The organism is Litorilituus sediminis, assembly GCF_004295665.1.
Classification (GTDB): domain Bacteria; phylum Pseudomonadota; class Gammaproteobacteria; order Enterobacterales; family Alteromonadaceae; genus Colwellia; species Colwellia sediminis.
Genome location: NZ_CP034759.1, coordinates 143422 through 169700, shown reverse-complemented (window position 1 = coordinate 169700; position 26279 = coordinate 143422). Strand labels below are relative to the sequence as shown.

The following is a 26279-nucleotide window of genomic DNA, read 5'->3' as shown; positions in this document are numbered from 1 at the left end:
CACTACATGTAGTGCGTTTTTTTACATTACTTTTATAACTAAAGGAAAGAAAGTAACTCTTGATCTAATTGCATCAAAGTTTTTGGGTCTGCCATCATAGTTTTTGCATGGGCTTTACAACGAGGAAGTAAACGCTCAAAGTAAAACTCAGCCGTTTTAATTTTCGCTCGATAAAAGTCTCTGTTCTCAACATCCGTTGCCAGCTTTTCATATGCTGATTGAGCCATTTGCGCCCAAAAATACGCCATAACAATATAACCAGAATACATTAAGTAATCGACAGATGCTGAGCCAACAACGTCGCGATTTTTCTTCGCCTTAAGTGCAATTCTTAGTGAATATTGCTGCCAATTAGCAACCGCTTTACTTAATGGCCAAATAAACTTATTCATTTGACGTTTATGAGGGTTTTTAGATAAAACACTTTTGTCTTTACAGAACATCAACACTTCTTTAGTGAAGTTATTTAATGACTTGCCACGAGTTAATAGTATTTTTCGTCCCAGTAAATCTAATGCTTGAATACCCGTTGTTCCTTCATAAAGCGTTGAAATACGCGCATCACGTACAATTTGCTCCATGCCCCACTCTTTTATGTAGCCATGACCACCAAAAATTTGCAAACCATGGTTAGCACTTTCTAAACCAAGCTCAGTTAAAAAAGCTTTCAAAATAGGGGTAATAAAACCAAGTCGTTCATCCGCTTCAACTCTTTCTTGCTCAGTTTTGCCCATTTCAATATCGTCCACTAATTTAGCGGCATAATAAATCATGGCGCGACCACCTTCAGAAATCGCTTTTTGTGTCATTAACATTTTGCGCACATCAGGGTGAACAATAATAGGATCAGCAACTTGCTCTGGATATTTCTTGCCTGTTAAAGAGCGCATAGATAGGCGTTCTTTAGCATAAGTTAATGAGTTTTGGTAAGCCAATTCAGCACTACATACCCCTTGTAATGCTGTACCAATACGTGCGGTATTCATAAAGGTAAACATACACTCTAGGCCTTTATTTTCTGGGCCTATAAGCACGCCTTGAGCATTATCAAAGTTTAATACTGCTGTTGCAGATGCCTTAATGCCCATTTTATCTTCAATTGAACCACAACTTACATTATTAAACTCACCTAAGTTACCTTGTTGATCGGTTTGAATTTTAGGTACGATAAATAATGAAATACCACGAGTTCCCGCCGGGGCATCTGGCAGTCGTGCCAGTACAATATGAATAATATTTTCAGTTAAGTCATGTTCACCAGCAGAGATAAAGATCTTAGTACCCGTGATACTATAAGTACCATCACCGTTAGGTACTGCCTTCGTTTTAACTTGACCTAAATCCGTACCACATTGCGGCTCAGTCAAGCACATAGTGCCTGTCCAAGTACCTTCAGTTAAACGCGTTAGATAAAGCTCTTTTTGCTCTTCGCTACCATGAGTTTGCACCGTATTCATTGCACCATGGCTTAAACCTGGGTACATAGCCCATGACCAGTTTGCCGTACCCATCATTTCAGACTTCACCATGCCTAGCGAAGGGGGCAAGCCCTGGCCACCGTGCTCTACAGGATGAGATAACGACTGCCAACCACCCTCTACATATTGCTGATACGCTTCTTTAAAGCCTTTTGGTGTAAACACTTGGCCATTGTCAAAACGACAACCTTCTTTATCACCACTTTGATATAAAGGTAATAACTCATTTTCACAGAACTTAGCGCATTCTTGGAAAATCGCATCCACTAAATCAGGCGTTGCTTCTTCAAATTCAGGTGTTTTCTGATAATGACCATAGTAATCAAAGACATCTTCAATCAAAAATTTAATATCTGCTACTGGGGCTTTGTAACTAAGCATAAATGAGCTCCACTCATATAAACGACTTTAAGAATAATTATGTCTTGATTAAACACTGGTCGTACCACTAATGCAAGTTTTTTTTAAAATGAGACAAACAAGAACACCTAAAACAATTTCTCATGAACGGTTATGAAAGAAAAATTAGCGAGTACTGAAGATGAAAGATTTACGAAGTTAACTGAAGTGAAGCAAAGCTAGCTCAACCACTTGAACAAAAATAAAAAAGTACTTAAGAGTTGAACAATAAATTTATGGACTAGAAACACGAAAAACCCTAAACGGGCATGAATCAATAAAGAGGGAATATAATAAGAAATACTAATTGATTTAAACAAATTGGCGGAGTGGACGGGACTCGAACCCGCGACCCCCGGCGTGACAGGCCGGTATTCTAACCAACTGAACTACCACTCCGCTATTCGCTTACAGTATTTAACGAAGCTTCCTTCGCATCATATATGATGATTATGCAAAATTGGCGGAGTGGACGGGACTCGAACCCGCGACCCCCGGCGTGACAGGCCGGTATTCTAACCAACTGAACTACCACTCCGCATTATTCGCGTTAAGTTTTTAACGAAACTTACTTCGCATCATTTATGATGATTATGCAAAATTGGCGGAGTGGACGGGACTCGAACCCGCGACCCCCGGCGTGACAGGCCGGTATTCTAACCAACTGAACTACCACTCCGCATTATTCGCGTTAAGTTTTTAACGAAACTTACTTCGCATCATTTATGATGATTATGCAAAATTGGCGGAGTGGACGGGACTCGAACCCGCGACCCCCGGCGTGACAGGCCGGTATTCTAACCAACTGAACTACCACTCCGCGATCTTTGCTAACATTCAACAGCGTCTCGTTGAATGCGGCGAGATAATACGGTTAAGAGACGCCGCAGTCAACCACTTTTTTAATAAAAATTACTGTATGGACAAATGCTAATCAAAATGATGATTTTAACAGCGAATTTTGTCCTATTTTCCATTATCACTATAAAAAACAATGATAATGTTATTTCTTTATCTTTTTCGACTTGCCCTTTCGCTTAATAAAAATAAACACGGCAAATGCTAATGCAATGATAATAGCGTTACCGCCAGCGATGATTAATAATCGGCTTTGCTCGTTTAATTCAGGCTTTTGCTCAACAACTAACGGCTCTTCTACTGCCATATCAGTTATGGCCTCTTGTGACATATCAGCACCGGTATCGGTTAAATCACTTTCTGATAACAGCATAGCCTCTGCTTGCTCTGCGGTTGGCTTAACATGAAAAGTAAACTCAGGCACCACCAAACGAAACTCTCTGCCAGCGATTGTTTTGCCAAATGCGCTCATATTGATACGATAAATACCAGGTTCGGTGTAAGTAAAATCTTTCTCTCTGGTATTGCCTTTCTCATCCATAATTGAAAAAGGTTCGACCTGCCTATCAGGAAAAGTAACTTTTCCTTGAAAGACCAAACTATCAGGATCAACAAAGGTACTATCAATTGTTAAATTGAGTTGATGTGGAGTCTCTTCGTTATCGGATTGCTTAACGGAAATTTCAACAGGCGTTTTATGTAGCATAATTGGCGTTTGCCTTAACTCACGGGTCGCCATTGGCAATTTTACAAGATAGACAGGCTGCCACTCTCCGGGGGCAAAATTTAGTACGAACTCCCCAGTAAAGGTACTGTCATTAGCATACTCATCTAAGCCTCGGCCATCATCACGAAACGAGGTAACTTTAATTGCGTCAGCACCAAAGTTTTCATAACTGGCATTATTGGTACTGTAAAAGTTAACATCGAGCTTAACGACTTCCCTAAAACTTGGGCTATCAATCGTCTTATCACCATTAAAGAGTTGTCCTTCTACTTTCAGTGTTTCGCCAGAAAAAACAATTTCAGGTAAAGGTTTTACTTTAATAACCACATCAGAAACGACTAAGATTTGGCTATTAGGTAAAATATCACCAATGGCCTGCCATGGCCCCGGCATGGGTTTTTTAATTTTAATCATGTCAAAAGTGCGATCGTCATACCACTGCACTGTGTCATGATCAATATTATTGACCCTAATCTTACTGCCGTCAGGCCGTACTAAAATAATTGGGACACTACCGCTTTTACGATAAAAAATAAGCGTAATTTCTTCTAGCTCACCATCGATACGAAAGCGGTTATCAAAATAAGGGATTTGGTTGGTTTTGTTATCGTTTTGATAATACTCCACTTGTGCAGTATCAAACGTTTGCTCTGTAGGCGTTGCACAAAATAAGGAAAATGAGGCAAGGAAACTACTACTAAGTAAGCACCGCATTACCTTGCGAGTAAAATTAATGCGCTTTAGCTCTTCCAAAGTGGCTCTCCCCCTTTTTCTCTTACAATATCAAGACGTTCTTTGTGTGCTATTAATTCATCGGCAGATGCAGCAACAATCTTTAATTTATTCCTATTTTCACTAACGCGACGTATTGCATCGGCATCTTGTGCATTTGATTCACCTACCGATAAATTAAGCGCCGACTGCTTACGCGTCATTTCAATATAAACAAAGGCAAGCAGCTGAGCATCAATTAATGCCCCGTGATAAGTACGATCAACCAACTTATCTACTTTGTAAAATCTCGCTAAATAATCAAGTGTTTTAGGTGAGCCAAATTCATCTTTAGACACGTGTAAGGTATCGGTCACGGTACAGACATCATGCGTCATAGGTACATCAGCTTGATTACGATGACGGGCATTAAACATGGCAAACTCATGATCCATAAAGCCAATGTCAAACTTTGCATTGTGAATAACAAGTTCAGCACCGCGAATAAAGTCAATAAACTCATGTACCACTTCATCAAACACTGGCTTATCGAAAAGAAACTCATTAGTTAAACCGTGAACATCTATAACCTCTTGCTCCATTTCCAACATTTGGCCGCGTTGATCAAGCGGTTTAATATAAGCATGATAAGTTCGGCCAGTCAGCTGACGGTTAATCATCTCGACACAACCAATTTCAATGATTCGATGTCCTTCTTTTGGATTGATACCTGTCGTCTCGGTATCAAGAATAATTAATCGTTCATCTTGTTGATTTGCTTGCTGTTCAACACTTGTCACTATTAACACCTTTTATTTTTCTGGCAACGTCTCGGGAAACTCTGCCAAATTTAACTGAATTCGTTTACTGGTAAAGCAAACAGTAATCAAAGTTACTACTATCACGCCTTGCGTTATTAACCAACTAATCGATTGTAATTGCCATACATAAAAAGCAATAAGGTTAATGAGCAAATCAAATAATAAAGCAATAACTAAAATAGCTCGACAATGTGACCAACAAGCTTTCACCCAAGTTGGCGCATCAGGTTTTCTTAAACTTAATATCAGTGCTACAAATAACCCGAGCACTCCTGAGGCTAGGCTCAAGAAAAATAAATTTTTCTCTGGATATAACCATTCAATTGTGGCAACTCTATCACGCATATTAGTCACTGACATCAGCCAAACTAAATAACCACGTAAAATAAAAATTAATGTCAGATAAAAACGTTTTGATAACTTTAAGCAATCAAACTTATCAAAGTCATTAACACTGTAGTCTTGGTATTTATTTGCACTTGCTTTCACGTGATTACTGCTGACTTTCTCTTTCTTGATGAAGAATTCTTTGCCCTACTGTGATTGCCCTAACCGCTTTAGAGTTAAATTCTCGTGTATATAAAGTATAAACAACCCACAGGCTCATTATCATTAATAATACCGGATGAAAAAACCAGCACATAGCTGCTAAGGCAAAATAATAAGAACGCAAGCCGTAATTATAAGAATGAGCCGCTTGATCTTGCACCACAGCCATTTGCTTAGCATAAGCCTTTAAGTTTTCATTCTGCCCGGCTAAATCTATCGGGGTTGCACCTATCATGACATTTAAAAAGCCATACTGCCTCATAGACCAGGTAAACTGGAAAAATGATAAGACAAAAATAAATGCCAACAAACCGAGTTTTAATTGAATCGCTAAATGACTTGGATAATCAGCAAAGGGTAAAGAGGCAATCACATTTTCTAAGGTTTCAATTTTAGCAAATAAGGTAAATAGACCGGCTAAAATCAGCAAAGTACTTGAGGCAAAAAAAGCAATGTTGCGCTCTAAATTTGCCAATAAAGCAGCCTCACCCACTCTAATTTCTCGGGTAACCACTTCATACATCCAATGAATACGGTGCTGATGTAATGAACGGGCAATGCAATCGGTTGTTTTCGCTTTTTTACGGGCAAATATTGTATAGCCAAGCCATGAGAGAATAAATACAGCAAGGGCGAAGAGGTCTATGATAGAAAATGGCATTTATTTACAGCTTCCAAGGATAAGTAAGAAAAATTATACGTTAACTCACCTATGGGGTTAAGGATAAAATAGTCAAAAAACGCTTAATCTTAATTAAACAACCAGTTATCGCTTTTTTTTTGACATCAACTGTTACATTAAACAACATGCGTTAACGTTTTTCTCATTTTCATATATCCGTCAATTTATTGGAGCTTTGATGTTTGCTCATAGTAAAAAACTCGTGGTACTTTTTACGCTTTGCTTTTCCTTATTTGTTAGTGCCCAAGCACAGTCACCAATTCACATAGCTCGCATACAAGATACCATTAATATAGATGCCAACCTTGATGAAGTTGCATGGCAAAGTGCTACTAAAGTGCAATTAAATATTGTTACTCGCCCATACGATAATACGCCTAGCCCTATCAGCACCGAAGCCTTATTAATGGAAGATGGCAGCACCTTCTATTTAGCATTTATTGCACAAGATCCTGATCCTGAGCAAATACGCGCCTTTTTAAAAGACAGAGATAAAGCATGGGGCAATGATCTCGTTGGTATAAAGCTAGACACCTATAACGAACAGCGAAGCGCCTATCGATTTTTAGTCAACCCTCTCGGGGTACAAATTGACGGTATTGAAAATGAAATCACTAAAAAAGAGAGTGACTCATGGGATGGTATTTGGCAAAGCGCAGGTAAAATCACTTCAACAGGCTACATTGTAGAAGTGGCGCTGCCGTTAAGAATGTTAAATTTTAACGATAAATTACCTCAACAAACTTGGGGTATAGAATTAATGCGCTTTTTCCCTAGAGAGCAAAACCTGCGCATCTCTAATATTAAGCTTGATCGTGGTAACAGCTGTGAAATTTGTCAATTAGCAAAAGCACAAGGCTTTGCTCAAGCAAAGCAAGGCAGCAATTTAATGATAACGCCTTCACTTGTAGCTAGCAGCAGTGAAACACTTGATGATGACGATGATACGCTTTGGCATAAAGAAAATGATGTTGAAGCCAGTTTAGATATACGTTGGGGGATCACACCAGATATCCTATTAAATGCAACCATTAATCCTGACTTTTCCACGGTAGAAAGTGATAATGCGCGCTTAAATATCAATAATAACTTTGCCCTATTTAATGAAGAGAAAAGGCCGTTTTTTCTCGATAACGCTGACTACTTTGACTCTAACTACAACTTGGTATACACCCGTAATATCAATGCACCAAACTATGGTGCGAAACTTACTGGTCGTCATAATAAGCACTCATTAGGCTTTTTTATTACCGATGATAGCGACACCAATATACTTGTTCCTGGTAATAGAGCCTCTTCTATTGCGACAATTGATGGTAAATCTAAAGCAAGCGCTTTACGCTACCAAAATAACTATAATGACGATATCACCTTAGGTTGGATAAGCACTTATCGTAGTGCTAAAGACTACCACAACCTGGTAAACGGAGCCGATGGTCAAATTCGTTTCAATACAGAAGATGTCGCCAAGTTTCAATTTTTGCACTCAAACACCCAGTACCCTACTAACTTTTTCCAGCAATTTTGCGACATTGATAATGAAGAAGATTGCCAAGTTATTGAGCAAAAAGAAAACTGTGATCTAAATGAGTGTACCTATAATGAACCTGCGCTTAGAGCGATGGATGATCAACCTTTTAGTGGTTATGCCTATAAAGCAAGTTTTACTCACACTGACAGCGCTTGGCATTACTTTACTCGTTTTAATAAACAAAATGCTGATTTCCGTGGTGATTTAGGCTTTATGCCACGAGTTGACTTTAATAAATTTGTTATTGGCGGTGACCGCCGCTGGTATGCAGATGAAGGCCAATGGTGGACTAAGTTCAAGGTTTACTCAGACTGGGACATCAGCCATAACGATGCTGGTGAATTACTCGAGCGAGAGTTTGATATCAATGCCCAGCTCAACGCCAAGTATGAGTCATACATTCGCTTATCATATACAGATAGAGAGCAAGTAGGCAGTAGAATAGATAAAAGTTCATTAGCCATCGACGGTAATACAACATTATTTAATGAAAAACAGTGGTCACTGTTTGCTGAAATCAAGCCAATACTTGGCTTATATTTAAATATTAACCTATCAGGTGGAGATGCCATTGACTATAGTAACAACCGACTAGGTCAACGAGAGCAAATTAGCCCAAGAATTAACTGGAATATCAACGAGCATTTAGAAGTTAAATTTAAACAAACCTACCGACGCCTAGACGCTGACAATGCCAAGGTTTTCATTGCTCGCTTAACCGACATTAGAGCAACCTACCAATTTAATGTCATGAGCTATTTACGTTTAAGTGTTATTTACAACAATACTCATAGAAATGCTGACAATTATCTATACAAAGATCCCGATGATATCACCGCTAAGAGCAAAGACCTTTCGGCTGAATTGCTTTATGCCTATAAGCTAAACCCACAAACGGTGTTTTACTTAGGTTACTCTAGCCATCAAGATAGCGAAGAAGACTTTGCCAACTTAACAAGAGATAGCCATAAAGCCTTTGTAAAACTCAGTTATGCTTGGATTAAGTAAACATTGTCTTAACTGCTTAAATTTGTAACAATTTATCCTGAAATCAACTTGATAGAAAATCAAGTCTATAAGAATTAATGGAAGAAATATGTACAAGCTAAGCAGTTATAGCTTACCTCTGCTACTTTGTGGCTTTTTATGCTCAATACCAACTAGTTTTGCCCAAGAGCCTTCACCAAGCAAGAGTAATATAGAAAGCGAGAATTTAGAGAGCAAAAATTTAGCCGTTATCGGCTCAGGTAATATTAGCGTTCCCTATCTAGCCCAAGAAATTACCTTAGACGGCGAATTAGATGATGCCATTTGGCAACAAGCCAATACCGTATCGCTTAATTTAGTTAATAGTCCGTGGCAAAATTTGCCCAGCCCAATAAACACCGAAGCCAAAATCATTGAAAATGGTAAATATCTCTACATTGCCTTTATTGCCGATGATCCTGAGCCTGAAAAAATTCAAGGTTTTTTAGGTGATCGAGACACAAAATGGTCTGATGATATTGTTGGCATAAAACTCGATACCCATAATAACCGCCGCTTAAACTACGAATTTTTTGTTAACCCTATGGGTGTACAAAACGATGCTATTTTTAATGAAATTACCGGTGAAGCCAATGATTTATGGGATGGTATTTGGTATTCCTATGGCAAAATCACTGAACGTGGTTATCAAGTAGAAATTGCTATCCCCTACAATATTCTCAACTTTGAAGAAGACGGCAAAGAAAAGCAATGGGCGATTGAGCTACTGCGTATTTACCCAAGAGAAACTACCTTACGAATCTCACATACGCCGCTTGATAGAGATAACCCCTGCTGGCTTTGCCAATACCCCGAGGCCGTTGGTTTTGCTAATGCTGAAACTGGCAATAATATTCGCTTAACACCAGCCGTTACCGCCAGCAAAAATCAAACTAAAGATATCTATGCTCCCAATAGTCAGTGGCAAGATGATAACGACATGGCGGCAGGCTTAGATTTACGCTGGGGTATTGATGCAAACAACTCTTTAAACGCCACAATCAATCCTGACTTTTCCACCGTTGAAGCTGATGCGGGTCAATTAAGTATTAATAAAACCTTTTCGTTATTTTACGATGAAAAGCGTGCCTTCTTTTTAGATAACAGCGATTACTTTAAGTCTAATTATGATTTAGTTTACACGCGAAACATCGTTGCTCCTGACTACGGGGCCAAATTTACTGGTCGAGCACAAAAGCACAGCTACGGTGTATTTATGACCAATGATACTGAAACCAACTTCTTTATGCCGGGCAATTTAAGCTCAGATATTGCCACGTTAAAACAAGACAGTCATTCAGCTGCCTTAAGGTATCGCTACGATCATAATGAAGACCTTTCACTTGGTGCTATTTCAACCATCAGAGAATCTGATAACTACCATAACTATGTTGCAGGTTTTGATGGCAAATACCGGTTTAATGACTCTAATGCCGTGAGAGCACAGTTTTTAACCTCCAGCACGCAATACCCAGATGACTTATATAAAAGCTTTTGCCTAGACAGTGATTGCGAAGGTGAATTTAGCGACCAAACTTATAAGCTCGACTTTAATCACGACTCTGAATACTGGCAAGCTCACTTAGGCCATGAAAATATCGGTAAAAACTTTCGCGCTGATTTAGGTTATATGCCAAAAGTTGATTTGCAAAAATCACAAGCTAGGCTGTCACGGTTATTCTACGCTGAGCAAAACAGTCTTTGGCAAGAAGCAAAACTTTCGGGTAATTGGCACTTACACCATAATGAAAATGGTGAGTTTATTGAGCGTTATATCAGCACTAACTTTGAAATAGATGGCCCGAAACAGCTTTTTCTTGATATTACCTTAAGCAATGCCGATAAAGTAGGCTTAAGACATGACGATAGCTCGTTAGCAATTGAGGGCAACACCACCACCTTCACAGAAAATCAACTGAACATATTTGCTGAAGCACAACCTCATGCCCGACTATTCTTTTATGTTGATCTCACCTTAGGTGACAAAATAGATTACAACAATGATCGCTTAGGTGAATTAACAGAAGTGGCGACTAATGTTACTTGGCATATTACCAAGCACTTAGAGCTCGACTTAAGTCAAACCTATAGTCAGCTTGATGCTGACAACGAAAATAGACAATACAGTGATAACGTTTATACCGCTAACCTAACTGACTTAAGACTTTCATATCAATTTGATGTGCAAAGCTATATCAAGCTCAGCATGGTGTATACCAATATAGATAGAAACCCACATAATAATCCGCATATCGCGGTATCAGAAAAAAACAATTATTTATCCACTCAACTGCTATATGCGTATAAACTTAATCCACAAACCGTGTTTTTCTTAGGTTACTCAGATAGTAGCTTTCAAGACGATGAGCTAAGTAAACTAACGCGAGAAAAACGAACCTTCTTCACTAAATTAAGTTATTCGTGGATGCCTTAAAGGAGCGCTTATGAAAACCTCTATCACCGCTTTAACTATGACGCTGATATTATTTTTGAGCGCCTGCGCCAATAACGTCAAGCCTTCTGCTACATCAACAGTACCGCCTGGCAAGGCAAACCAGCAATTAATAGGTCATTGGCTAGTTGAGTATATTGACAGCAAACCAGTTATTGATAAAAGCCCAGCTAAGCTCATTTTTTTAGAGAAAAATAAGCTAGCAGGCTCAGCTTCATGCAATAATATTTCCGCACGCTACAATAAAAATGCAGAAAAATTATCAATCACGAAAGTGGCAACCACCAGAAGAATGTGTACTGAAAGTTTAATGACGCAAGAAGCACGCTTTTTGAAAACACTAGCTAAGGTAAGGCATTATCAAATAAAGCACGACATGCTTTACCTTTATAACGAAAACAACCAAGTCGTTTTTAAAGCAAGTCGCAGTCAAACTATATCGCGCTAATTTATATCGCACTTTTATCGATATTATTAGCGTAAAAGGTGCATAGCCCCTTGCCATGCTTAAACTATCAAATCAAGTTAAGGCATGGCGGCTATTTTATACTAGATAATTAGCCATCTATTCCATTTTGCTATATAAGATATAACAAAATATCACTTCTTTTTTTAGTATAACTAGCTAACCTTATACAGTTAATGAAAATAATTCATAGGGTTTCAAAATGTCTACAATATTCAAAGATAATTCAACATCTATTGGCAACACGCCATTAGTGAAATTAAATCGCGTTATTAATGAAAAAAACAGCGATGGTCAAGCAAGTGCTAACGTTTATGCAAAGGTTGAAGCAAGAAACCCAAGCTTTAGCGTAAAGTGCCGTATCGGTGCAAGCATGGTTTGGGATGCAGAAGAAAAAGGCTTATTAACTGAAGGTAAAGAGATTGTAGAGCCTACCAGTGGTAACACAGGTATTGCCCTAGCCTTCGTCGCTGCAGCACGCGGCTATGGCATAACCCTTACTATGCCAAATACGATGAGCTTAGAGCGTCGTAAACTTTTAGCTGCACTTGGCGCAAAATTAGAACTTACTGATGGTGCTAAAGGCATGAATGGTGCCATTGCTCGTGCTAAAGAAATTGCTGAGTCAAACCCAGATAAATATGTATTATTAGGTCAGTTTGACAACCCAGCTAACCCTAAAATTCACGAAGAAACCACTGGCCCTGAAATTTGGCGCGATACTGAAGGTAATATTGATATCTTCGTTGCTGGCGTTGGTACGGGTGGTACATTAACAGGTACAAGCCGTTACATTAAGTTAACTGAAGGCAAAAAAATTACTACCGTTGCTGTTGAGCCAACAGACTCTCCTGTTATTTCTCAAGCACTTGCTGGTGAAGAGTTACAACCTGGTCCTCACAAAATTCAAGGTATTGGTGCTGGTTTCATTCCTGGTAACTTAGATTTAGAAATGGTTGATGCCGTTGAAACGGTAAGCAATGAAGATGCGATGAATATGGCTCACCGCTTAATGAAAGAAGAAGGTATTTTAGCCGGTATTTCTTCAGGCGCTGCCGTAGTTGCTGCAAAACGTTTAGCTGAAGCACCAGAGAATCAAGGTAAGAATATCGTGGTGATCTTACCAAGCTCTGCAGAGCGTTACCTTTCTAGCCCATTATTTGCAGAAAGCTTTTCTGATAAAGAATTAGTACAGTAAAAGCAAAAAGCATTTACTCTGATAAAAAGACACGCTTGCGTGTCTTTTTTTATTTCCGCACAAAATGTACTAGCCGATAGAAAACAATATACGTTATGATGACTGCTATCATTTATGTTTAAAAATCAAATGAGTTGCCATGTCCTACTTAAGATATTTAATACTAATTACCGTATTTATTTTGACTGGTTGTGAATCAGATAAAAATAAAATCACCAAAGTAGATAACCCAGAACATGTTGCTGTAGCATTTTTCAATGCCCTGTATAACGAAAAAGACGTCAAAAAAGCAGCCCTAGTGTGCAACCCTAAACTTGCTAGGTTACTCCTGCATTATCAGACCCCACAAGCCGTAGCACGCCACCTATTTAACATGTCCTATGATAAAGTCGAAATTAAGCCAGATGACAGTGGCGTTAAGCTTAGAGAACAATTTAAAGGCAGTGCAATTATTACCATATATTTTGATGGTTATTATCAAGACGAAAGGCTTAAAGACGTAAAAAGATTATCAATACTGCAGCGCGACGGTAAATGGTACATAGATAAAATTTTAAAAGACCCTTTTTAAGCGTTAAATAGAAGAGAGAAAAATGATACAAGCAGGCATTTATCAACACTTTAAAGGTAGTTATTACAAGGTTCTACATATTGCACGCCATAGCGAAACTGAAGAATACCTTGTTGTGTACCACCCACAAGAAACCCCTGATGACATTTGGGTTAGACCCCTAGCAATGTTTGACGAAACTATTGAGCGCGAAGGTAAAACAATAAAACGTTTTACCTTGATTGCTAACCAATAATTATTTGCCTATCAGCCAACTAACCTATCGAGAAAAAAGGATGATCTTGCCAAGGTATTTTTTTATGTTGAATTGAGGTAACTTCGGCTTGCTCTGGCCCATGAGCAAGCCACTCGAGCATACGTTCAATGTTTTTTTCTTCGCCACATAATAATACCTCAACATCACCATCAGCCAAGTTCCTTGCGTAACCGCTTAAGCCATAATCAATTGCTTGTTGTTGGCTAGAAGCGCGAAAATAAACACCTTGTACTCGTCCTGATATATGAGCAATATAGCTTACATTCATATGTTCATCTCTTATCTTGTCTGTCCAATCTTGTTATTTTCGTTTGCACCAATGCCTAGCATTGACTAAAATCGGCGCAAATCACCTCATTAGGCAGAACATTAGCCTGCCACTTAAAAGTAAGTATAGACCTATGTCATCAAGAATTTATTTAAATGTTGGAAGAGAGAAATCTTTATTACGCCGACACCCTTGGGTTTTCTCAAAAGCTGTCAATAAGATCAAAGGTAAACCTATGCTTGGGGAAACCGTAGATATCTTTGATAGTAAAGGAAAATGGTTAGCAAAAGGCGCCTATTCTCCAGACTCACAGATTCGTGTAAGAGTATGGAGTTTTGATGAACATCAGCAAATTGATAGAGATTTCTTCTTACAAAAATTATCCAATGCGCAAGCGAGAAGAGACTGGTTTATTGCACAAGGAAAGCTAACAGGCTATCGATTAATTGCCGGCGAATCTGATGGTCTGCCCGGCATTACCATAGATAAATACGATAACTTTATTGTTTGTCAGCTATTAAGTGCTGGTGCAGACTTTCACCGATTTACTTTAGTAGACTGCTTAAAGGAGCTCTACCCAGGCTGTCATATTTATGAGCGCTCTGATGTTGATGTCAGAAAAAAAGAAGGTCTTGAGCCGACAACAGGTTGGTTAACTGAGCCGCTAGACTCTACTGAATGCGTTATTGAAGAACACGGTATTAAAATTCACGTTGATGTTGCTAATGGTCATAAAACGGGCTTTTATTTAGATCAGCGCGATTCACGCGTTGTTGCAGGTAAATATGGTAAAGGGAAAACAGTACTCAATTGCTTCTCTTATACCAGCACCTTCTCATTGCACTGTGCTGCTAATGATGCTGAAAAAGTCATTAATGTCGATGTATCACAAGCGGCATTAGATATGGGTAAGCGTAACTTAGCATTAAATAATTTATCCGACAAACAAGTCGAATTTATAAAAGAAGATGTTTTTAAATTGCTACGTCGTTACCGTGAAGAAAAACAAAGCTTTGACATGATAATTCTCGACCCACCTAAATTTGTTGAGTCTAAAGCGCAACTAACCGGTGCTTGTCGAGGTTATAAAGATATAAACATGCTTGCTATGCAATTACTGAAACCAGGCGGCACCTTATTAACCTTTTCATGCTCTGGATTAATGGACGCTAGCTTATTCCAAAAAGTGGTTGCCGATGCTGCCCTTGACGCCAAGCGTAATGTCTATTTTGTTGAGCGCTTACAACAAGCAGCAGATCACCCTATCGCCTCAAACTACCCAGAAGGCTACTACCTTAAAGGCTTAGTTTGCCAGGTGGAATAATGTAAAAAGGCGGTTTACTAAGTAAACCGCCTTTATTAATTAATCTATCTCTTCAATGGTAATGCCGATGAGATAACAATCTTTACTCTCTTCTTCAACACGGACCACTCGACCACTTGCATCGAGTGCTTGAACTTGATTGCTGGCAGAATCAACCTTGACTCGTACACAGGTGGCAATATCTAACGGATGTTCCATCTCAAGCGCCATCCCTGTTGCACTCAAATCTCGGCACGTTGCCGTCACTTGAGTATTCACTTCATCATCAATAATAGTTACCACGACCTCCGTGTTTAACATCATTCGATAAAAGTTTCGCTTATCATCATAACTCGCCATTACTGCTCCCATGTATCTAATACTGACCAAGACATTTATACTGAGCTAAGCTATTAGTGTCAACACAAGCTTTAAGGTCAAGTTACGCAAATGCCTTTAAATGGTTCATGATCCGTTTAACAGATATAGGTACTGATGTACCTAAGTTCTGAGCAAATAAAGAAATTCTTAACTCCTCTATTTGCCATTGCGTTTGCAATAAATCATCACTTATTGGCTTATCTTTACGTTGTTTTGCCAATATGCTTTGGTACGCTTGTACAACTTTATCAACCTCTATCATCTTTAATCTATCCTGATTCGGGTCAATAGGTAACTTTTCCAATCGCCTTAAAATACCTTGTAAATAACGAATGACATCATCAAGACGTTCAATACCACTTGCTTCAACAAAGCCTTTAAAAATCAACTGCTCACACTGCTGCTTAATATCGCCATGTGATTGAATAACATTAAGCGGCACACTGCCCTTAAGTTTTTTGCCTATGTCATGACGTAAGCTAAGCGCTTTTTCTACTTTGATTGCCGCCGACAGTACCGTATCTGCTATTTCAGCCCGCACATAATCAGCACACTTTTCAAATTGTGCTTGGCTTCGAGGTAAACCATCAAGCCCTTGTGCTTGGTGTTGATTAATAAAGACTTGCACCAAATGATTACAAGCCCCTTGAATACAGTCTTGCAATAAATCATTAATTGAACCAAAGGGGTTAAAATACAAGCCCAATTTCGCCTTGTTCGGTAGCTTTTGCTGAAGGTATTTAATCGGCGAAGGAATATTTAATAAAATTAAACGGCTAACACCTTTTAACATGGCCTGTTGAGCATGCTCTTCTTGTTCAAACAATTCAATAGCGACACTGTTTTTATGATCAACCAGCGCAGGAAATGCTTTAATGGTTATATTAGCGACTTTTTTCTCATAACCTGTCGGTAAATTATCAAAACTCCATTGCGTTAACCCTGACTGCTCAATGCCTTTTTCTGCAACCTTTTTAATAGAGGCTTTCACCTTACCTTGCAGCTCGGCTTTTAACTGGTTTAAATCTCTTGCCTGTTTTAGTAGCTTACCTTTTTCATTTACCACCTGAAAATTCATGGTTAAATGCGCAGGTAAATCAACCTCTTGCCAAACATCTTCAGGCAATCTAACGCCTGTCATACGTAATAACTGTTTGGCTAAGGCTTGATAAAAGCTGCCCTGCTCTTGGCTCATATTAGCTAAACAAGCCTCAGCGTAGTTTGGCGCTGGTACAAAATTTCGTCTTAATGTTTTAGGCAATGCTTTTATCAAGGCAACCGCTAAATCAAAGCGCAATGCCGGAATAAGCCAATCAAAGCCCTCTACTTGCACTTGATTAAGCAAAGCAATCGGAATAATGACTGATATACCATCATCAATATCGCCAGGACTAAAATGATAACTAAGTGGTAAAGTTAACTGCTGTTGCTGCCAAGTATCTGGGTACTCTTGCTTATTTAAGGTTTGAGAGCTTTCATTAAGTAAAAATGCCTTAGTGAAATTGAGCAGATTTGCCTCTTGTTGCTTGGCCTTTTTCCACCATGACAAAAAGCTGCGTTGACAAATCACTTGCTCAGGTAGTTTTTCATCATAAAAATCAACAAGCTGCTGTTCATCAATAAGAAAATCTTTACGACGCGCTTTTTGCTCTAATGCTTCAATGCTCGCGACCAATTGTTGATTGTGCTTTAAAAACGCCTCTTTTATAAAGCAATCACCATTAACTAGGGCTTCGCGAATAAATAATTGCCGACAAGTCTCTGGCTCAATTTGATTAAAGTTAACTTTTCTTTTACTAACAATACTCAAACCGTAAAGGGTCACTTGCTCTAGCGCCATCACTGCGCCTTGTTTCTTCTCCCAATGCGGTTCGCTGTAATGTCGTTTAACTAAATGCTCAGCCAGCCCTTCTAACCACTGTGGTTCAATCTTAGCATTCATACGAGCAAATAAACGGCTGGTTTCGACAAGCTCAGCCGACATCAGCCATTTAGGTGGCTTTTTCGCAAGGCCAGAGCCTGGAAATACATAAAACTTGCTACCGCGTGCGCCCTTAAATTCCCTGTCTTCATCCAGTTGGCCAATATGACTTAGCAAGCCTGATAATAACGCTTGATGCACGGGCACTAAGGCATTCGCTTGCTCTTGCTCAAGTGCTTTATTGTTCTCTTGCTTAAGCTCAAACTGATAATCAATTCGTGTTAAGGCAATTTTTTGTTCTTTTAAGGTGAGTTTTAACTGACTAAAAATGTCTTGCCACTCGCGAATGCGAATGTATGACAAATATTCTTTTTGGCATAACTTTCTAAATTGATTTTGCGATAAAGCGCGTTGCTGTTCACTCAAGTAATGCCATAAGTTAAGTAAGCTAACAAAGTCAGATTGCTTATTTTTAAAGCGGTTATGCTTTTCATCACTGGCTTGTTGCTTCTCGTGTGGCCTTTCTCGTGGGTCTTGAATACTTAAGGCACTAACAATAATAAGTACTTGTTCAAGACAACCAAAATCAATGGCCGTTAGTACCATTTTCGCTAAACGAGGGTCAATAGGGAATTTTGATAATAAACGCCCTGCTTTGGTTAGCTGGGTAATGTTTTCGGCATTTTTCTTAGCGTTTTTGTTCCCTTGTTTTTTCTGGCTTGATTCAATTGCAGCAAGCTCTTCCAATAAGCGCATACCATCATTGATATTGCGATTATCTGGCGCTTCTACAAAAGGGAACTGGCTTATATCGCCTAAATCTAGCGCCAGCATTTGTAAAATAACGGTAGCTAAATTAGTACGTAATATTTCTGGATCGGTAAATTCATCGCGATTATTGTAGTCATCTTCACTGTATAAACGAATACAAATACCTTCAGAAACACGTCCACAGCGCCCTGCTCTTTGGTTGGCACTAGCTTGTGATACAGGCTCAATAGGTAATCGCTGAACTTTAGTTCGATAGCTATAGCGCGAAATTCTCGCCGTACCCGGGTCAATAACATACTTAATACCTGGTACAGTTAAACTGGTTTCAGCAACGTTAGTTGCCAAGACAATATTTCGCCCGCTATGTGGCTTAAAAATTCTATTTTGCTCAGCAATGGTTAACCTAGCGTATAAGGGTAAAATTTGTGTATGCTTTAAGTTAGCTTTGATTAATGCTGCAGCGGTATCACGAATTTCCCGCTCACCATTAAGGAAAATAAGAATATCGCCATGGCTTTCTAGCGACAGTTCATCCACAGCATTTAAAATACCCGAGATAACATCAACGCTCTCAGGAGAGCCATCATCGTCATCTGAGCTTTCATTTAACGGTCGATAACGCATCTCTACTGGGTAAGTTCGACCTGATACTTCAATAACTGGTGCTGGCTTTCCTGAACTATCAGCAAAGTGATTAGCGAATCGTTGTGGGTCAATGGTTGCAGAGGTGATAATAACTTTTAAATCAGGTCTTTTAACTAAAATTTGTTTTAGGTAGCCGAGAATAAAGTCAATATTTAAACTGCGCTCATGCGCTTCATCGATAATAATGGTATCGTACTGACGAAGCAGTCTGTCTTTTTGCATTTCCGCCAGCAAAATACCATCAGTCATCAGTTTAATATAACTTTTTTCACTGACTTGATCTTTAAAACGAACCTTATAACCGACCTGTTCACCCAGCTTTGAATTGAGCTCTTCAGCAATGCGATTAGCAACCGTTCTAGCAGCAATTCGTCTTGGTTGGGTATGACCAATAAGTCCATCCACACCACGCCCTAGCGCTAAACAAATTTTAGGTATTTGTGTGGTTTTACCTGAGCCAGTTTCACCGGCAATAATAACTACTTGGTTTTCAGAAATTGCCTTAGCAATCTGCTCGGCACTTTCGGAAATTGGCAAGCCTTCAGGATAGGTAATTTGAGGGCTGTTATCTATTTTATATTGCTTTTCACTGATTGATTGACAAATGGCTTGAAATACTTGTTTGCTCTGCTGCTCGAGCTTTTTTATCGAATGCTCTTTGCCCTTCGCGTTTGTCATTCTTTTAATGTTAATTAAGCGTTTTTTCAAGCGAAAAACATCACACTGTTTAACTTGTGGTAATAGGTCAAATAAAGATTGTAGATCAGGTACTGATTGTTTATCAGTATCAGCAGAGGAGAAATCAGACAAAGCGCGCTCTAAACGAAATAAAAAAGAGGCATTTTAAACACTAAAAGCAAGGAAAGCCAGTAGCTAACCTTGCAATCTTTTCTTCTGAGAATAGCCTAAACAGCGCAATGTAACTATGCTGCAAGGCTAGAATTATTACCGAGCAGCGTGAGCTAAGTTTTTAGCTAAATGTGCACGTCTATGACGGTCAAACGCTTGCAACACTTCGTTGCGGCAGATGGTTCCTAGTAAGTTACCGTCATCATCAATGACAGGATAAACTTTAGGCTTATCTTTTAGCATGTTTTGCGCGAGCTCTAATATACTATCGTAAGGTTTTACCGACAGTACGTCCTTGCGCATAATATCGGCAACATGGGCAATATGTTCATTGTAGTAAATGGTATCAATCATTTTAGCTAACACATCACTTTCAGATAAAAACCCTAAGAGTTTAAAGTTATTATCAATCACTGGACCACCAATTTGTTTGGTTTTTAGAAAACGTAAAGATGCCTCTTCTAGCGCCATATCTACAGTAAACGTAACTGGGTAGTGGTTCATATATTCTTGTACTTTTAATGACTCCATCATAATTCCCTCGCGATTATCAACCTTTTTGCCTTTGTCTATCGTTACTAATAAGCGTAGATAAAGCCTAAGTAAAAAACCAATTTTTCAATGATTTAATTGCAAGTTAATTTACAGAGGTTCATTATCTTAAATGAATTGATAGTTTTGCTGAATCTATAGTAGCGAATAGTGGCGAAACGAGACGAAAATACCCGATATCACCTTAGTTACCTTCTTATGCCAATTGCATTCACTATTTGAGCATTCAGCGAGAGTTAAAAGGCTTATAGGCAAAGTATTGATAATGGTTATCCAGGAGAATTTGCTCTGGCATTCCATAATAAGTTCAGTGCTAAACGCATTTTCTTCCGTGGTTTTAGCTTGATATTATATCCAGCGAGTAAATCCAGCAACTAAATGGAAACATCAACATTACTTCCTAAGCGCTCATTTTGATTTGCTTGAGAAGCCTGTTGTCTTTCCACTTCCTCAACTCGACGTTGCTCTTGTCTAGCCGCTTCTTGCGCCTGTTGCTGTTTTTGCGCTTCAATCTGTTGATTTTGTTGCTGAACAACTTGTGCTACAGCATTTGCACTACTGGTGTTAGTAACGGATGAAACCATAGTTCCTCCTAGCTTGTTCAAGGCTTTATCGCCTACTAAGCTTATGTCATTATACCTTTACTAGTAAGTATACGCGCAAAATATCTATGGACAAATTGCTCAATCAGATAATGCAGTGTCAATTATGCCAAGATAAATTGCCACTGCCGCCAAAGCCAATACTGCAAATAAGTGAGCACAGTAAAATACTGATAGCAGGTCAAGCGCCCGGTATTGCTACACACCATAAAGGTATTCCTTTTGATGATAAAAGTGGTGATAGATTAAGGCACTGGCTTGGTGTAAATAAAAACCAATTTTATGATAAAAACCTCTTTGCTATTGTGCCTATGGGCTTTTGCTACCCAGGTAAAGGAAAGTCCGGCGATTTAGCCCCATTAACCCAGTGTGCCGATACCTGGCACCGCAGTTTACTCGCAAAGTTAACGCAAGTTGAACTGACCATAATCATCGGCAAATATGCCAGTAAATTTCACCTACAAAGCGATGACAGCATCACGGATTTAACACAGCGTTGGCAAACATTATTAACAAAAAATATGATAGTACTACCTCACCCTAGCCCGCGTAATAATATCTGGCTAAAACGAAATCCTTGGTTTGAAAATGAAGTCATTCCTCAGTTACAAATGCGCGTGCAAGGCATTATTAAATAACAGAAAAGCAATACTTGCATAGCTTAGATTAACAAGGTAATTTACTAAAATATCTCAACCAAATTAACCACTTCGCCATAATTGCACTCGCTGCTTGAGGATCTGATGACAACTGCTAACTATACCTATCTAGGGACTGCTGATGATTTAGTACAACGTTACCCTTGGCAGATTGAAATGAATTTAGAAAATTTCAATAACATGCTTATACGTAAAGCATTATTGGGCGAAAGAGTACTCATTAATGATGGTTATTTGCTCAATTTACCTGCCGCGAGACTTGCCTTACTCAAGCCAGAATGTTCACCATTAAAAGCACTTATAGAAGCAAATTTTGTGCGTATCTTATCGCGCAATAATGACTTGGTTTCTATGCCGAGTAATATGGCGAAACAAGGCGTCACCAGTTTTGCTAACCTAGGAAATAACAGTGAATGGCAAGCACTCAGCGCCATGTTAAAGAAATGGCAGCCCAAATTACAACATATTGATAATTTTATCGCATGGCCTAAAAAGCATATCAGTCATGGCTTTGATACCATTATGATGCGTTTATATCAAAAGTCACCACAGCAATTGGGCTTACTGCATACCAGCCATGATGAATTATTGCGTGTTTTTGACAACTACCAACAGCAAAATATGCACGATAAAGAAGCCACCAGAACCCGCTGGGAAAACGCTGTTATCTCTGAGCTTGCAAATTCTAAACATGATAAAGAAAAAATTAATGAGCTTATTGGCTTAGCGTGCGAAGGCTACCACTACAATTTTGGCATTTGTTTAAGTAACTTTAGTGCTTTAGAGAAGGCAAACATTATTGTTGAAACGCGATATAGCCAAGCATTTGATGACTTTATGGAAATAAATGCAACCCAACAAGAATGTTTAGCTGAAATGCCTGTACTGGATATTCCCAAAAACTTACCATTAGATAAACCTGAGCTATGGAAACAAGTTGTCGACCCTTTTAGTGACATTGCTGATTTACAAACAACCTATAAACAATCAATGTCTTTATATAGCGCAGGGCAAACAAGTAAAGAGGCATTAAAGCAAGCTGCAAAAGAATACTCAGTTGCGCTGTCAAAACATTTTGGTCAAAAAGAAGATATGGGCTTAGGCGCTAAAAGCAAACGCGTACTAGGGTTAGGCTTTTTTGGTGCTGGTGCCTTAGTTTCTTTACCTGTTGCTGCATTGTTATGGTTTTCAGAAACTGAGCTATTACCTGCAGTTATGAAGCGATTTCAAATACGAGATAAAAAATTTTTTAGTGAAAATAAAAGTAACTTACCTCTTGTTAATATGCAAAATAAGCCCATGATTACCTCAGTTGCTTTAAACAAAGAAAAAGCGTTAACGCTATCAAAGCATATTCCATCATTTTAATCCGTATCACATGTAACTTTTCAACAAAGGTTGTAGTAGCAATGGCAGCAAAGCTCACTAAATTATTTACCATGTTCTGCAAAGTAACTTGCCTGCTACTCACCTTGACTGCCTTGCAAAGCTGTACCAGCTATGATCAAAAGCAGTTAAGTAAAGCTATCACCAGTAATGATCCTGAAAAAGCAATAAAGCAATACGCAAAAAATAAGTCCCGCCAATACCAACAGTCGCCTGAAAGCGTCATACATGACATTAATCAACTAAATAAGCGTTTCAAAGAGCTAAAAAACATCATTGAATCAATATGGGGCAAAGATAACTCACAATTACCTAGCAAAAAGAAATACGTAAAATACACCAATAAATACCAATCAAAAGCCTTAGTCGATTTTGAACAAGGTCATATTATTGTTGAAACCATAGCAACGAAAGAGCCAATAGAAAAACTGCAAAAAGCAATTGTGACCACCTTGCTTACCTCAGAAAACCCAGCCAATACTGATATTTTTTCAGATAAGTCTCCCACCCTACAAGGTAAGCCTTATTTATTAGGGCAAGTTGTCGATCAAGACAATAAAGCGATTGAATACCAATGGCGTGCCAATCGCTTTGCTCAATATCTCATTACCAAACAACTAAAACAAAAAAGGGCCAATGGTAAAACAATTCGCTATGTTGAAATAGCTATGGTGAACAAGCATCAACAACTACGGAAAAACAAATACGCTAACTATGTACTCGCTTCTGCTAATCGCTATCAAATCAAACCAGAGTTAATTTTTGCCGTCATTGAAACTGAAAGTAGCTTTAATCCTTTTGCCGTTAGCTCATCTAATGCCTATGGTTTAATGCAAATTATGCCGCAAACTGCCGGTAAAGATGTCTATCAACGCATTTTAAAAAAGCCCGGTGTGCCCAGTAAACAAACATTATTTAAAGCAGAGCAAAATATAGAGATAGGCACCGCTTATTTACACATATTAGAACAGCAATACCTGAAAACAATTAACCGCGCCCAAAGTAAGCACTACGCGATGATTTCAGCCTACAATGGTGGTGCTGGTAATGTATTTAAAACCTTTGATAGCAATAGAGGTATTGCTGCAAAGAAAATCAATAAGCTCACTTCGATGCAAGTATTCAATACCTTAACTAAGCGCCACCCAAGAGCAGAAACAAGACGTTACCTAAGCAAAGTTAGCAAGGCTGAAAAGCGCTATCAGCAATAAATTATCATCACAACAAAATAAATAGGACAATAATTGCTTTAGAAATTATTATTTAAAAAACTATCTATTCAAAAGCTGTTATTCAAAAGAAACGATTTAAAAGCCGTCACTCTGTTCCATCAAAGTCATCACCCAAGTAATATTCTCTTGTATAAATTTTTTATCTTGTTCAGAAGTGTTCGCTACCAGTTTTTCCATAAAAGAGCTCATTTTTACTTGCTCAGCCAAATTAGCCTTCAGTTCTGACATCATTTGCTCTGGCATACCATTATTTTGCATTTGCTCTAGCTGCCCTTGCATTTGCGCCATATAATCCTTCATTGACATACCGTTAAGTACTTGAGTTGATTGATAAGCATATAAGCCCCCCATAATTCGATAGCTTAAATCGACAAAATCATCAACACTATCAAAGCCATTTGCTTCAACCACGTCCTGAATTTGAGGATAAATACTTAACGACTTCAGCGCCTTCATTGATTCAGCTTTATCTAACATCATAGTGTTATCTAGCTGCGCCTCCAACTCGGGCTTACCTTCTACCTGAATATTTATTTGTTGTACAGCGTCACCAAAACGCTGCAGTAAGGGTTTGCTCAGCGGCTCCGCTGCCATTACTGAAAAGCTCAATATGAGAGAGAACAATACAATTACTTTTTTCATTTTAATCCCTTAAATCACGATTTCTTATTATTGATATGATTAATTTTCGCTCTTTAGCCTAGCTTAGTTTTACCTTAATGTCGCCCTAACAACCAAAGTAATTATTCTCGCCTAAGTCAAAATGGTACTTGTTTACACTGTACGCATAATGCCTAGGCTAAAAGTACTCTGCGAAGTTAATGATAGTTATGCACTTTATCGCAAAGCTTCTACACTTAAAGAGAATGGTACAAGACAAGGAAGCAAACATGAGTAAAGATCTTTGGTTTTATGAGCCCTTTGACGCCGACGGATACCTATCCAATTTTGCCGCCTACCCTATTACATTTAACCAACAACAATGGCAAACGAGTGAGCACTGTTATCAAGCCAGTAAGTTTAAAGATAAAGCAATCGTTGATAAAATTAGGCAAGCAAAAACCCCAAAAGAAACTTTCGATCTAAGCAGGAAATATGCCGAGCATGTGCGTGAAGACTGGCTAAACATACGCTACCAGTGCATGCTTGATATTGTCAGAGCTAAGTTTAACCAGCATGTTAAATTGGCTTATTATTTAGTGGCAACTGAAGAGCGCATCATTAAAGAGCATTCTCATAAAGATGACTATTGGGGAGATGGTGGTGACGGCCATGGCCAAAATTGTTTAGGAAAAATTCTGATGCAAGTGCGAGAAGAGTTAAAACAAACGGCTCGCTTCTCTCTACTCAGATTTTCTGAATCCACCAAATTACCAACTCAGTTCGGTCAATTTCAAATGCATGGCTTTTATGAGCCAGAAACTGGCAAAGAGCATGTCGCCTTAACCTTTGGTAAATGGCAAGAAAATGAACCTGTACTGTTACGTATTCACTCAGAGTGCCTAACAGGTGACGCATTTTCCAGCTTGCGATGCGATTGTGGTCCTCAGTTACAATTTGCGATGAAAAAATAGCTGAGCATGGCTCAGGTATGCTTATTTACTTGCGCCAAGAAGGACGAGGTATAGGTTTACTTAATAAAATTAAAGCATATAACCTACAAGATAAAGGAGCAGATACGGTAGAAGCCAACGTACTTTTAGGCTTTAACTCCGATCAACGTAGCTACTTTTTCTGCAAAGGTATCTTTGAGTTTTTCAATATCAAACAGGTTAACTTAATGACCAATAATCCATTAAAGCTGCAGGCGCTCGATGAGATAGGCATAACAATAAATGAGCAAGTACCGTTAAATGATGGTCATAACAGTATTAACAAAAAATATTTAACTACCAAGAAAAATAAAATGGGACATACCTTAACAATTGAGAATATCTAAAGGCTCTGTACTTACTAAAACTCAGTTGTACTAGCTCAGACTTGAG

At 38.7% G+C, this 26279-nt stretch carries 21 protein-coding genes, 4 tRNA genes and 2 pseudogenes; 12 read left to right on the top strand and 15 right to left on the bottom strand.

The genetic code is table 11. The annotated features are described in order from the left end of the window. Positions 1-38 precede the first annotated feature (38 nt). The 9 genes from EMK97_RS00740 to EMK97_RS00700 all read right to left on the bottom strand — a co-directional run bounded on the left by EMK97_RS00740 (position 39) and on the right by EMK97_RS00700 (position 6204). Positions 39-1859, bottom strand: coding sequence for an acyl-CoA dehydrogenase C-terminal domain-containing protein (locus tag EMK97_RS00740; protein WP_130598505.1), 1821 nt, complete (start codon positions 1857-1859; stop codon positions 39-41). A gap of 340 nt (positions 1860-2199) precedes the next feature. After that, positions 2200-2276 (bottom strand) — tRNA-Asp (locus tag EMK97_RS00735). A 62-nt stretch (positions 2277-2338) separates the two neighbouring features. After that, positions 2339-2415 (bottom strand) — tRNA-Asp (locus tag EMK97_RS00730). Between the two features lie 64 nt (positions 2416-2479). Further along, positions 2480-2556 (bottom strand) — tRNA-Asp (locus EMK97_RS00725). A gap of 64 nt (positions 2557-2620) precedes the next feature. Next, positions 2621-2697, bottom strand: a tRNA-Asp gene (locus EMK97_RS00720). A 183-nt stretch (positions 2698-2880) separates the two neighbouring features. Further along, entirely contained in the window at positions 2881-4215 is a 1335-nt protein-coding gene (locus EMK97_RS00715; RefSeq protein WP_246028846.1) for a TIGR03503 family protein, read from the bottom strand. Beyond that, the gene (dnaQ, locus tag EMK97_RS00710) at positions 4203-4973 is read right to left on the bottom strand and encodes a DNA polymerase III subunit epsilon (protein ID WP_130598503.1); all 771 of its coding nucleotides are present in this window, start codon (positions 4971-4973) and stop codon (positions 4203-4205) included. Before dnaQ ends, EMK97_RS00715 begins: the two co-directional genes overlap by 13 nt. A gap of 12 nt (positions 4974-4985) precedes the next feature. Next, complete coding sequence (locus tag EMK97_RS00705; RefSeq protein ID WP_170176691.1) at positions 4986-5483, bottom strand: DUF2919 family protein; 498 nt, start codon at positions 5481-5483, stop codon at positions 4986-4988. Between the two features lie 4 nt (positions 5484-5487). Continuing rightward, positions 5488-6204 carry a DUF599 domain-containing protein gene (locus EMK97_RS00700; RefSeq protein ID WP_130598499.1) on the bottom strand — a complete coding sequence of 239 codons (717 nt, stop codon included), beginning with the start codon at positions 6202-6204 and terminating at the stop codon, positions 5488-5490. Positions 6205-6403: 199 nt separating this feature from the next. On the opposite strand from EMK97_RS00700, the gene EMK97_RS00695 reads away from it, so the two are divergent. From EMK97_RS00695 to EMK97_RS00670, 6 genes are all read left to right on the top strand, one after another. Continuing rightward, on the top strand, positions 6404-8764 hold the full coding sequence (locus tag EMK97_RS00695; RefSeq protein WP_130598497.1) for a carbohydrate binding family 9 domain-containing protein: 2361 nt from the start codon (positions 6404-6406) through the stop codon (positions 8762-8764). 88 nt (positions 8765-8852) lie between these two features. Continuing rightward, positions 8853-11216, top strand: coding sequence for a carbohydrate binding family 9 domain-containing protein (locus EMK97_RS00690; protein WP_130598495.1), 2364 nt, complete (start codon positions 8853-8855; stop codon positions 11214-11216). 10 nt (positions 11217-11226) lie between these two features. After that, positions 11227-11682, top strand: coding sequence for an META domain-containing protein (locus tag EMK97_RS00685; protein ID WP_130598493.1), 456 nt, complete (start codon positions 11227-11229; stop codon positions 11680-11682). A gap of 220 nt (positions 11683-11902) precedes the next feature. Further along, positions 11903-12898: a cysteine synthase A gene (gene cysK, locus EMK97_RS00680; RefSeq protein ID WP_130598491.1), complete on the top strand. Its 996-nt coding sequence runs from the start codon at positions 11903-11905 to the stop codon at positions 12896-12898. A 139-nt stretch (positions 12899-13037) separates the two neighbouring features. Further along, positions 13038-13469 carry a hypothetical protein gene (locus EMK97_RS00675; RefSeq protein ID WP_130598489.1) on the top strand — a complete coding sequence of 144 codons (432 nt, stop codon included), beginning with the start codon at positions 13038-13040 and terminating at the stop codon, positions 13467-13469. A 22-nt stretch (positions 13470-13491) separates the two neighbouring features. Beyond that, positions 13492-13704 (top strand): DUF1653 domain-containing protein, encoded by a 213-nt coding sequence (locus tag EMK97_RS00670; protein WP_130598487.1) that lies wholly within the window; start codon positions 13492-13494, stop codon positions 13702-13704. Between the two features lie 19 nt (positions 13705-13723). Here the strand turns inward: EMK97_RS00670 and EMK97_RS00665 are convergent, their stop codons facing one another. After that, the gene (locus EMK97_RS00665; protein WP_130598485.1) at positions 13724-13993 is read right to left on the bottom strand and encodes an acylphosphatase; all 270 of its coding nucleotides are present in this window, start codon (positions 13991-13993) and stop codon (positions 13724-13726) included. Between the two features lie 133 nt (positions 13994-14126). Between EMK97_RS00665 and EMK97_RS00660 the strand changes: the two genes are divergently transcribed. Beyond that, positions 14127-15317 (top strand): class I SAM-dependent methyltransferase, encoded by a 1191-nt coding sequence (locus EMK97_RS00660; RefSeq protein ID WP_130598483.1) that lies wholly within the window; start codon positions 14127-14129, stop codon positions 15315-15317. A 39-nt stretch (positions 15318-15356) separates the two neighbouring features. Here the strand turns inward: EMK97_RS00660 and EMK97_RS00655 are convergent, their stop codons facing one another. The 4 genes from EMK97_RS00655 to EMK97_RS00640 form a co-directional block, all read right to left on the bottom strand. Then, positions 15357-15656 carry a PilZ domain-containing protein gene (locus EMK97_RS00655; RefSeq protein WP_130598481.1) on the bottom strand — a complete coding sequence of 100 codons (300 nt, stop codon included), beginning with the start codon at positions 15654-15656 and terminating at the stop codon, positions 15357-15359. Between the two features lie 82 nt (positions 15657-15738). Continuing rightward, a complete protein-coding gene (gene hrpA / locus EMK97_RS00650; protein WP_130598479.1) occupies positions 15739-19824 on the bottom strand; it encodes an ATP-dependent RNA helicase HrpA in 4086 nt (1361 codons plus the stop codon). Between the two features lie 135 nt (positions 19825-19959). Further along, positions 19960-20394 carry a CBS domain-containing protein gene (locus EMK97_RS00645; RefSeq protein ID WP_130604329.1) on the bottom strand — a complete coding sequence of 145 codons (435 nt, stop codon included), beginning with the start codon at positions 20392-20394 and terminating at the stop codon, positions 19960-19962. 395 nt (positions 20395-20789) lie between these two features. Beyond that, positions 20790-20999 (bottom strand): hypothetical protein, encoded by a 210-nt coding sequence (locus tag EMK97_RS00640; protein WP_130598477.1) that lies wholly within the window; start codon positions 20997-20999, stop codon positions 20790-20792. Positions 21000-21079: 80 nt separating this feature from the next. Between EMK97_RS00640 and EMK97_RS00635 the strand changes: the two genes are divergently transcribed. The 3 genes from EMK97_RS00635 to EMK97_RS00625 all read left to right on the top strand — a co-directional run bounded on the left by EMK97_RS00635 (position 21080) and on the right by EMK97_RS00625 (position 24273). Beyond that, entirely contained in the window at positions 21080-21655 is a 576-nt protein-coding gene (locus tag EMK97_RS00635; RefSeq protein ID WP_130598475.1) for a uracil-DNA glycosylase family protein, read from the top strand. Between the two features lie 105 nt (positions 21656-21760). Continuing rightward, the gene (locus EMK97_RS00630) at positions 21761-23044 is read left to right on the top strand and encodes a hypothetical protein (RefSeq protein ID WP_130598473.1); all 1284 of its coding nucleotides are present in this window, start codon (positions 21761-21763) and stop codon (positions 23042-23044) included. 41 nt (positions 23045-23085) lie between these two features. Next, positions 23086-24273 carry a murein transglycosylase domain-containing protein gene (locus tag EMK97_RS00625; protein WP_130598471.1) on the top strand — a complete coding sequence of 396 codons (1188 nt, stop codon included), beginning with the start codon at positions 23086-23088 and terminating at the stop codon, positions 24271-24273. Positions 24274-24369: 96 nt separating this feature from the next. On the opposite strand, the gene EMK97_RS00620 is transcribed toward EMK97_RS00625, so the two are convergent. Next, positions 24370-24936: a hypothetical protein gene (locus EMK97_RS00620; RefSeq protein WP_130598469.1), complete on the bottom strand. Its 567-nt coding sequence runs from the start codon at positions 24934-24936 to the stop codon at positions 24370-24372. 179 nt (positions 24937-25115) lie between these two features. Here EMK97_RS00620 and EMK97_RS19150 point away from each other — a divergent pair. Together EMK97_RS19150 and ribA are read left to right on the top strand one after the other, a co-directional pair. Continuing rightward, positions 25116-25559 (top strand): annotated as a pseudogene (locus EMK97_RS19150) (NADAR family protein); the annotation flags it as partial. Positions 25560-25595: 36 nt separating this feature from the next. Beyond that, positions 25596-26233: pseudogene (gene ribA / locus EMK97_RS19145) on the top strand (GTP cyclohydrolase II). The last annotated feature ends 46 nt before the right edge of the window (positions 26234-26279 follow it).

Bases quoted from the DNA above. Each gene is read 5' to 3' on its own strand.
- EMK97_RS00675 (WP_130598489.1), top strand. From the start codon at position 13,038: ATGTCCTACTTAAGATATTTAATACTAATTACCGTATTTATTTTGACT.
- EMK97_RS00740 (WP_130598505.1), bottom strand. From the start codon at position 1,859: ATGCTTAGTTACAAAGCCCCAGTAGCAGATATTAAATTTTTGATTGAA.
- EMK97_RS00665 (WP_130598485.1), bottom strand. From the start codon at position 13,993: ATGAATGTAAGCTATATTGCTCATATATCAGGACGAGTACAAGGTGTT.
- EMK97_RS00690 (WP_130598495.1), top strand. From the start codon at position 8,853: ATGTACAAGCTAAGCAGTTATAGCTTACCTCTGCTACTTTGTGGCTTT.
- EMK97_RS00645 (WP_130604329.1), bottom strand. From the start codon at position 20,394: ATGGAGTCATTAAAAGTACAAGAATATATGAACCACTACCCAGTTACG.
- EMK97_RS00685 (WP_130598493.1), top strand. From the start codon at position 11,227: ATGAAAACCTCTATCACCGCTTTAACTATGACGCTGATATTATTTTTG.
- EMK97_RS00625 (WP_130598471.1), top strand. From the start codon at position 23,086: ATGGCAGCAAAGCTCACTAAATTATTTACCATGTTCTGCAAAGTAACT.
- EMK97_RS00620 (WP_130598469.1), bottom strand. From the start codon at position 24,936: ATGAAAAAAGTAATTGTATTGTTCTCTCTCATATTGAGCTTTTCAGTA.
- EMK97_RS00670 (WP_130598487.1), top strand. From the start codon at position 13,492: ATGATACAAGCAGGCATTTATCAACACTTTAAAGGTAGTTATTACAAG.
- cysK (WP_130598491.1), top strand. From the start codon at position 11,903: ATGTCTACAATATTCAAAGATAATTCAACATCTATTGGCAACACGCCA.
- EMK97_RS00700 (WP_130598499.1), bottom strand. From the start codon at position 6,204: ATGCCATTTTCTATCATAGACCTCTTCGCCCTTGCTGTATTTATTCTC.
- EMK97_RS00660 (WP_130598483.1), top strand. From the start codon at position 14,127: ATGTCATCAAGAATTTATTTAAATGTTGGAAGAGAGAAATCTTTATTA.
- EMK97_RS00695 (WP_130598497.1), top strand. From the start codon at position 6,404: ATGTTTGCTCATAGTAAAAAACTCGTGGTACTTTTTACGCTTTGCTTT.
- EMK97_RS00655 (WP_130598481.1), bottom strand. From the start codon at position 15,656: ATGGCGAGTTATGATGATAAGCGAAACTTTTATCGAATGATGTTAAAC.
- EMK97_RS00630 (WP_130598473.1), top strand. From the start codon at position 21,761: ATGACAACTGCTAACTATACCTATCTAGGGACTGCTGATGATTTAGTA.
- EMK97_RS00640 (WP_130598477.1), bottom strand. From the start codon at position 20,999: ATGGTTTCATCCGTTACTAACACCAGTAGTGCAAATGCTGTAGCACAA.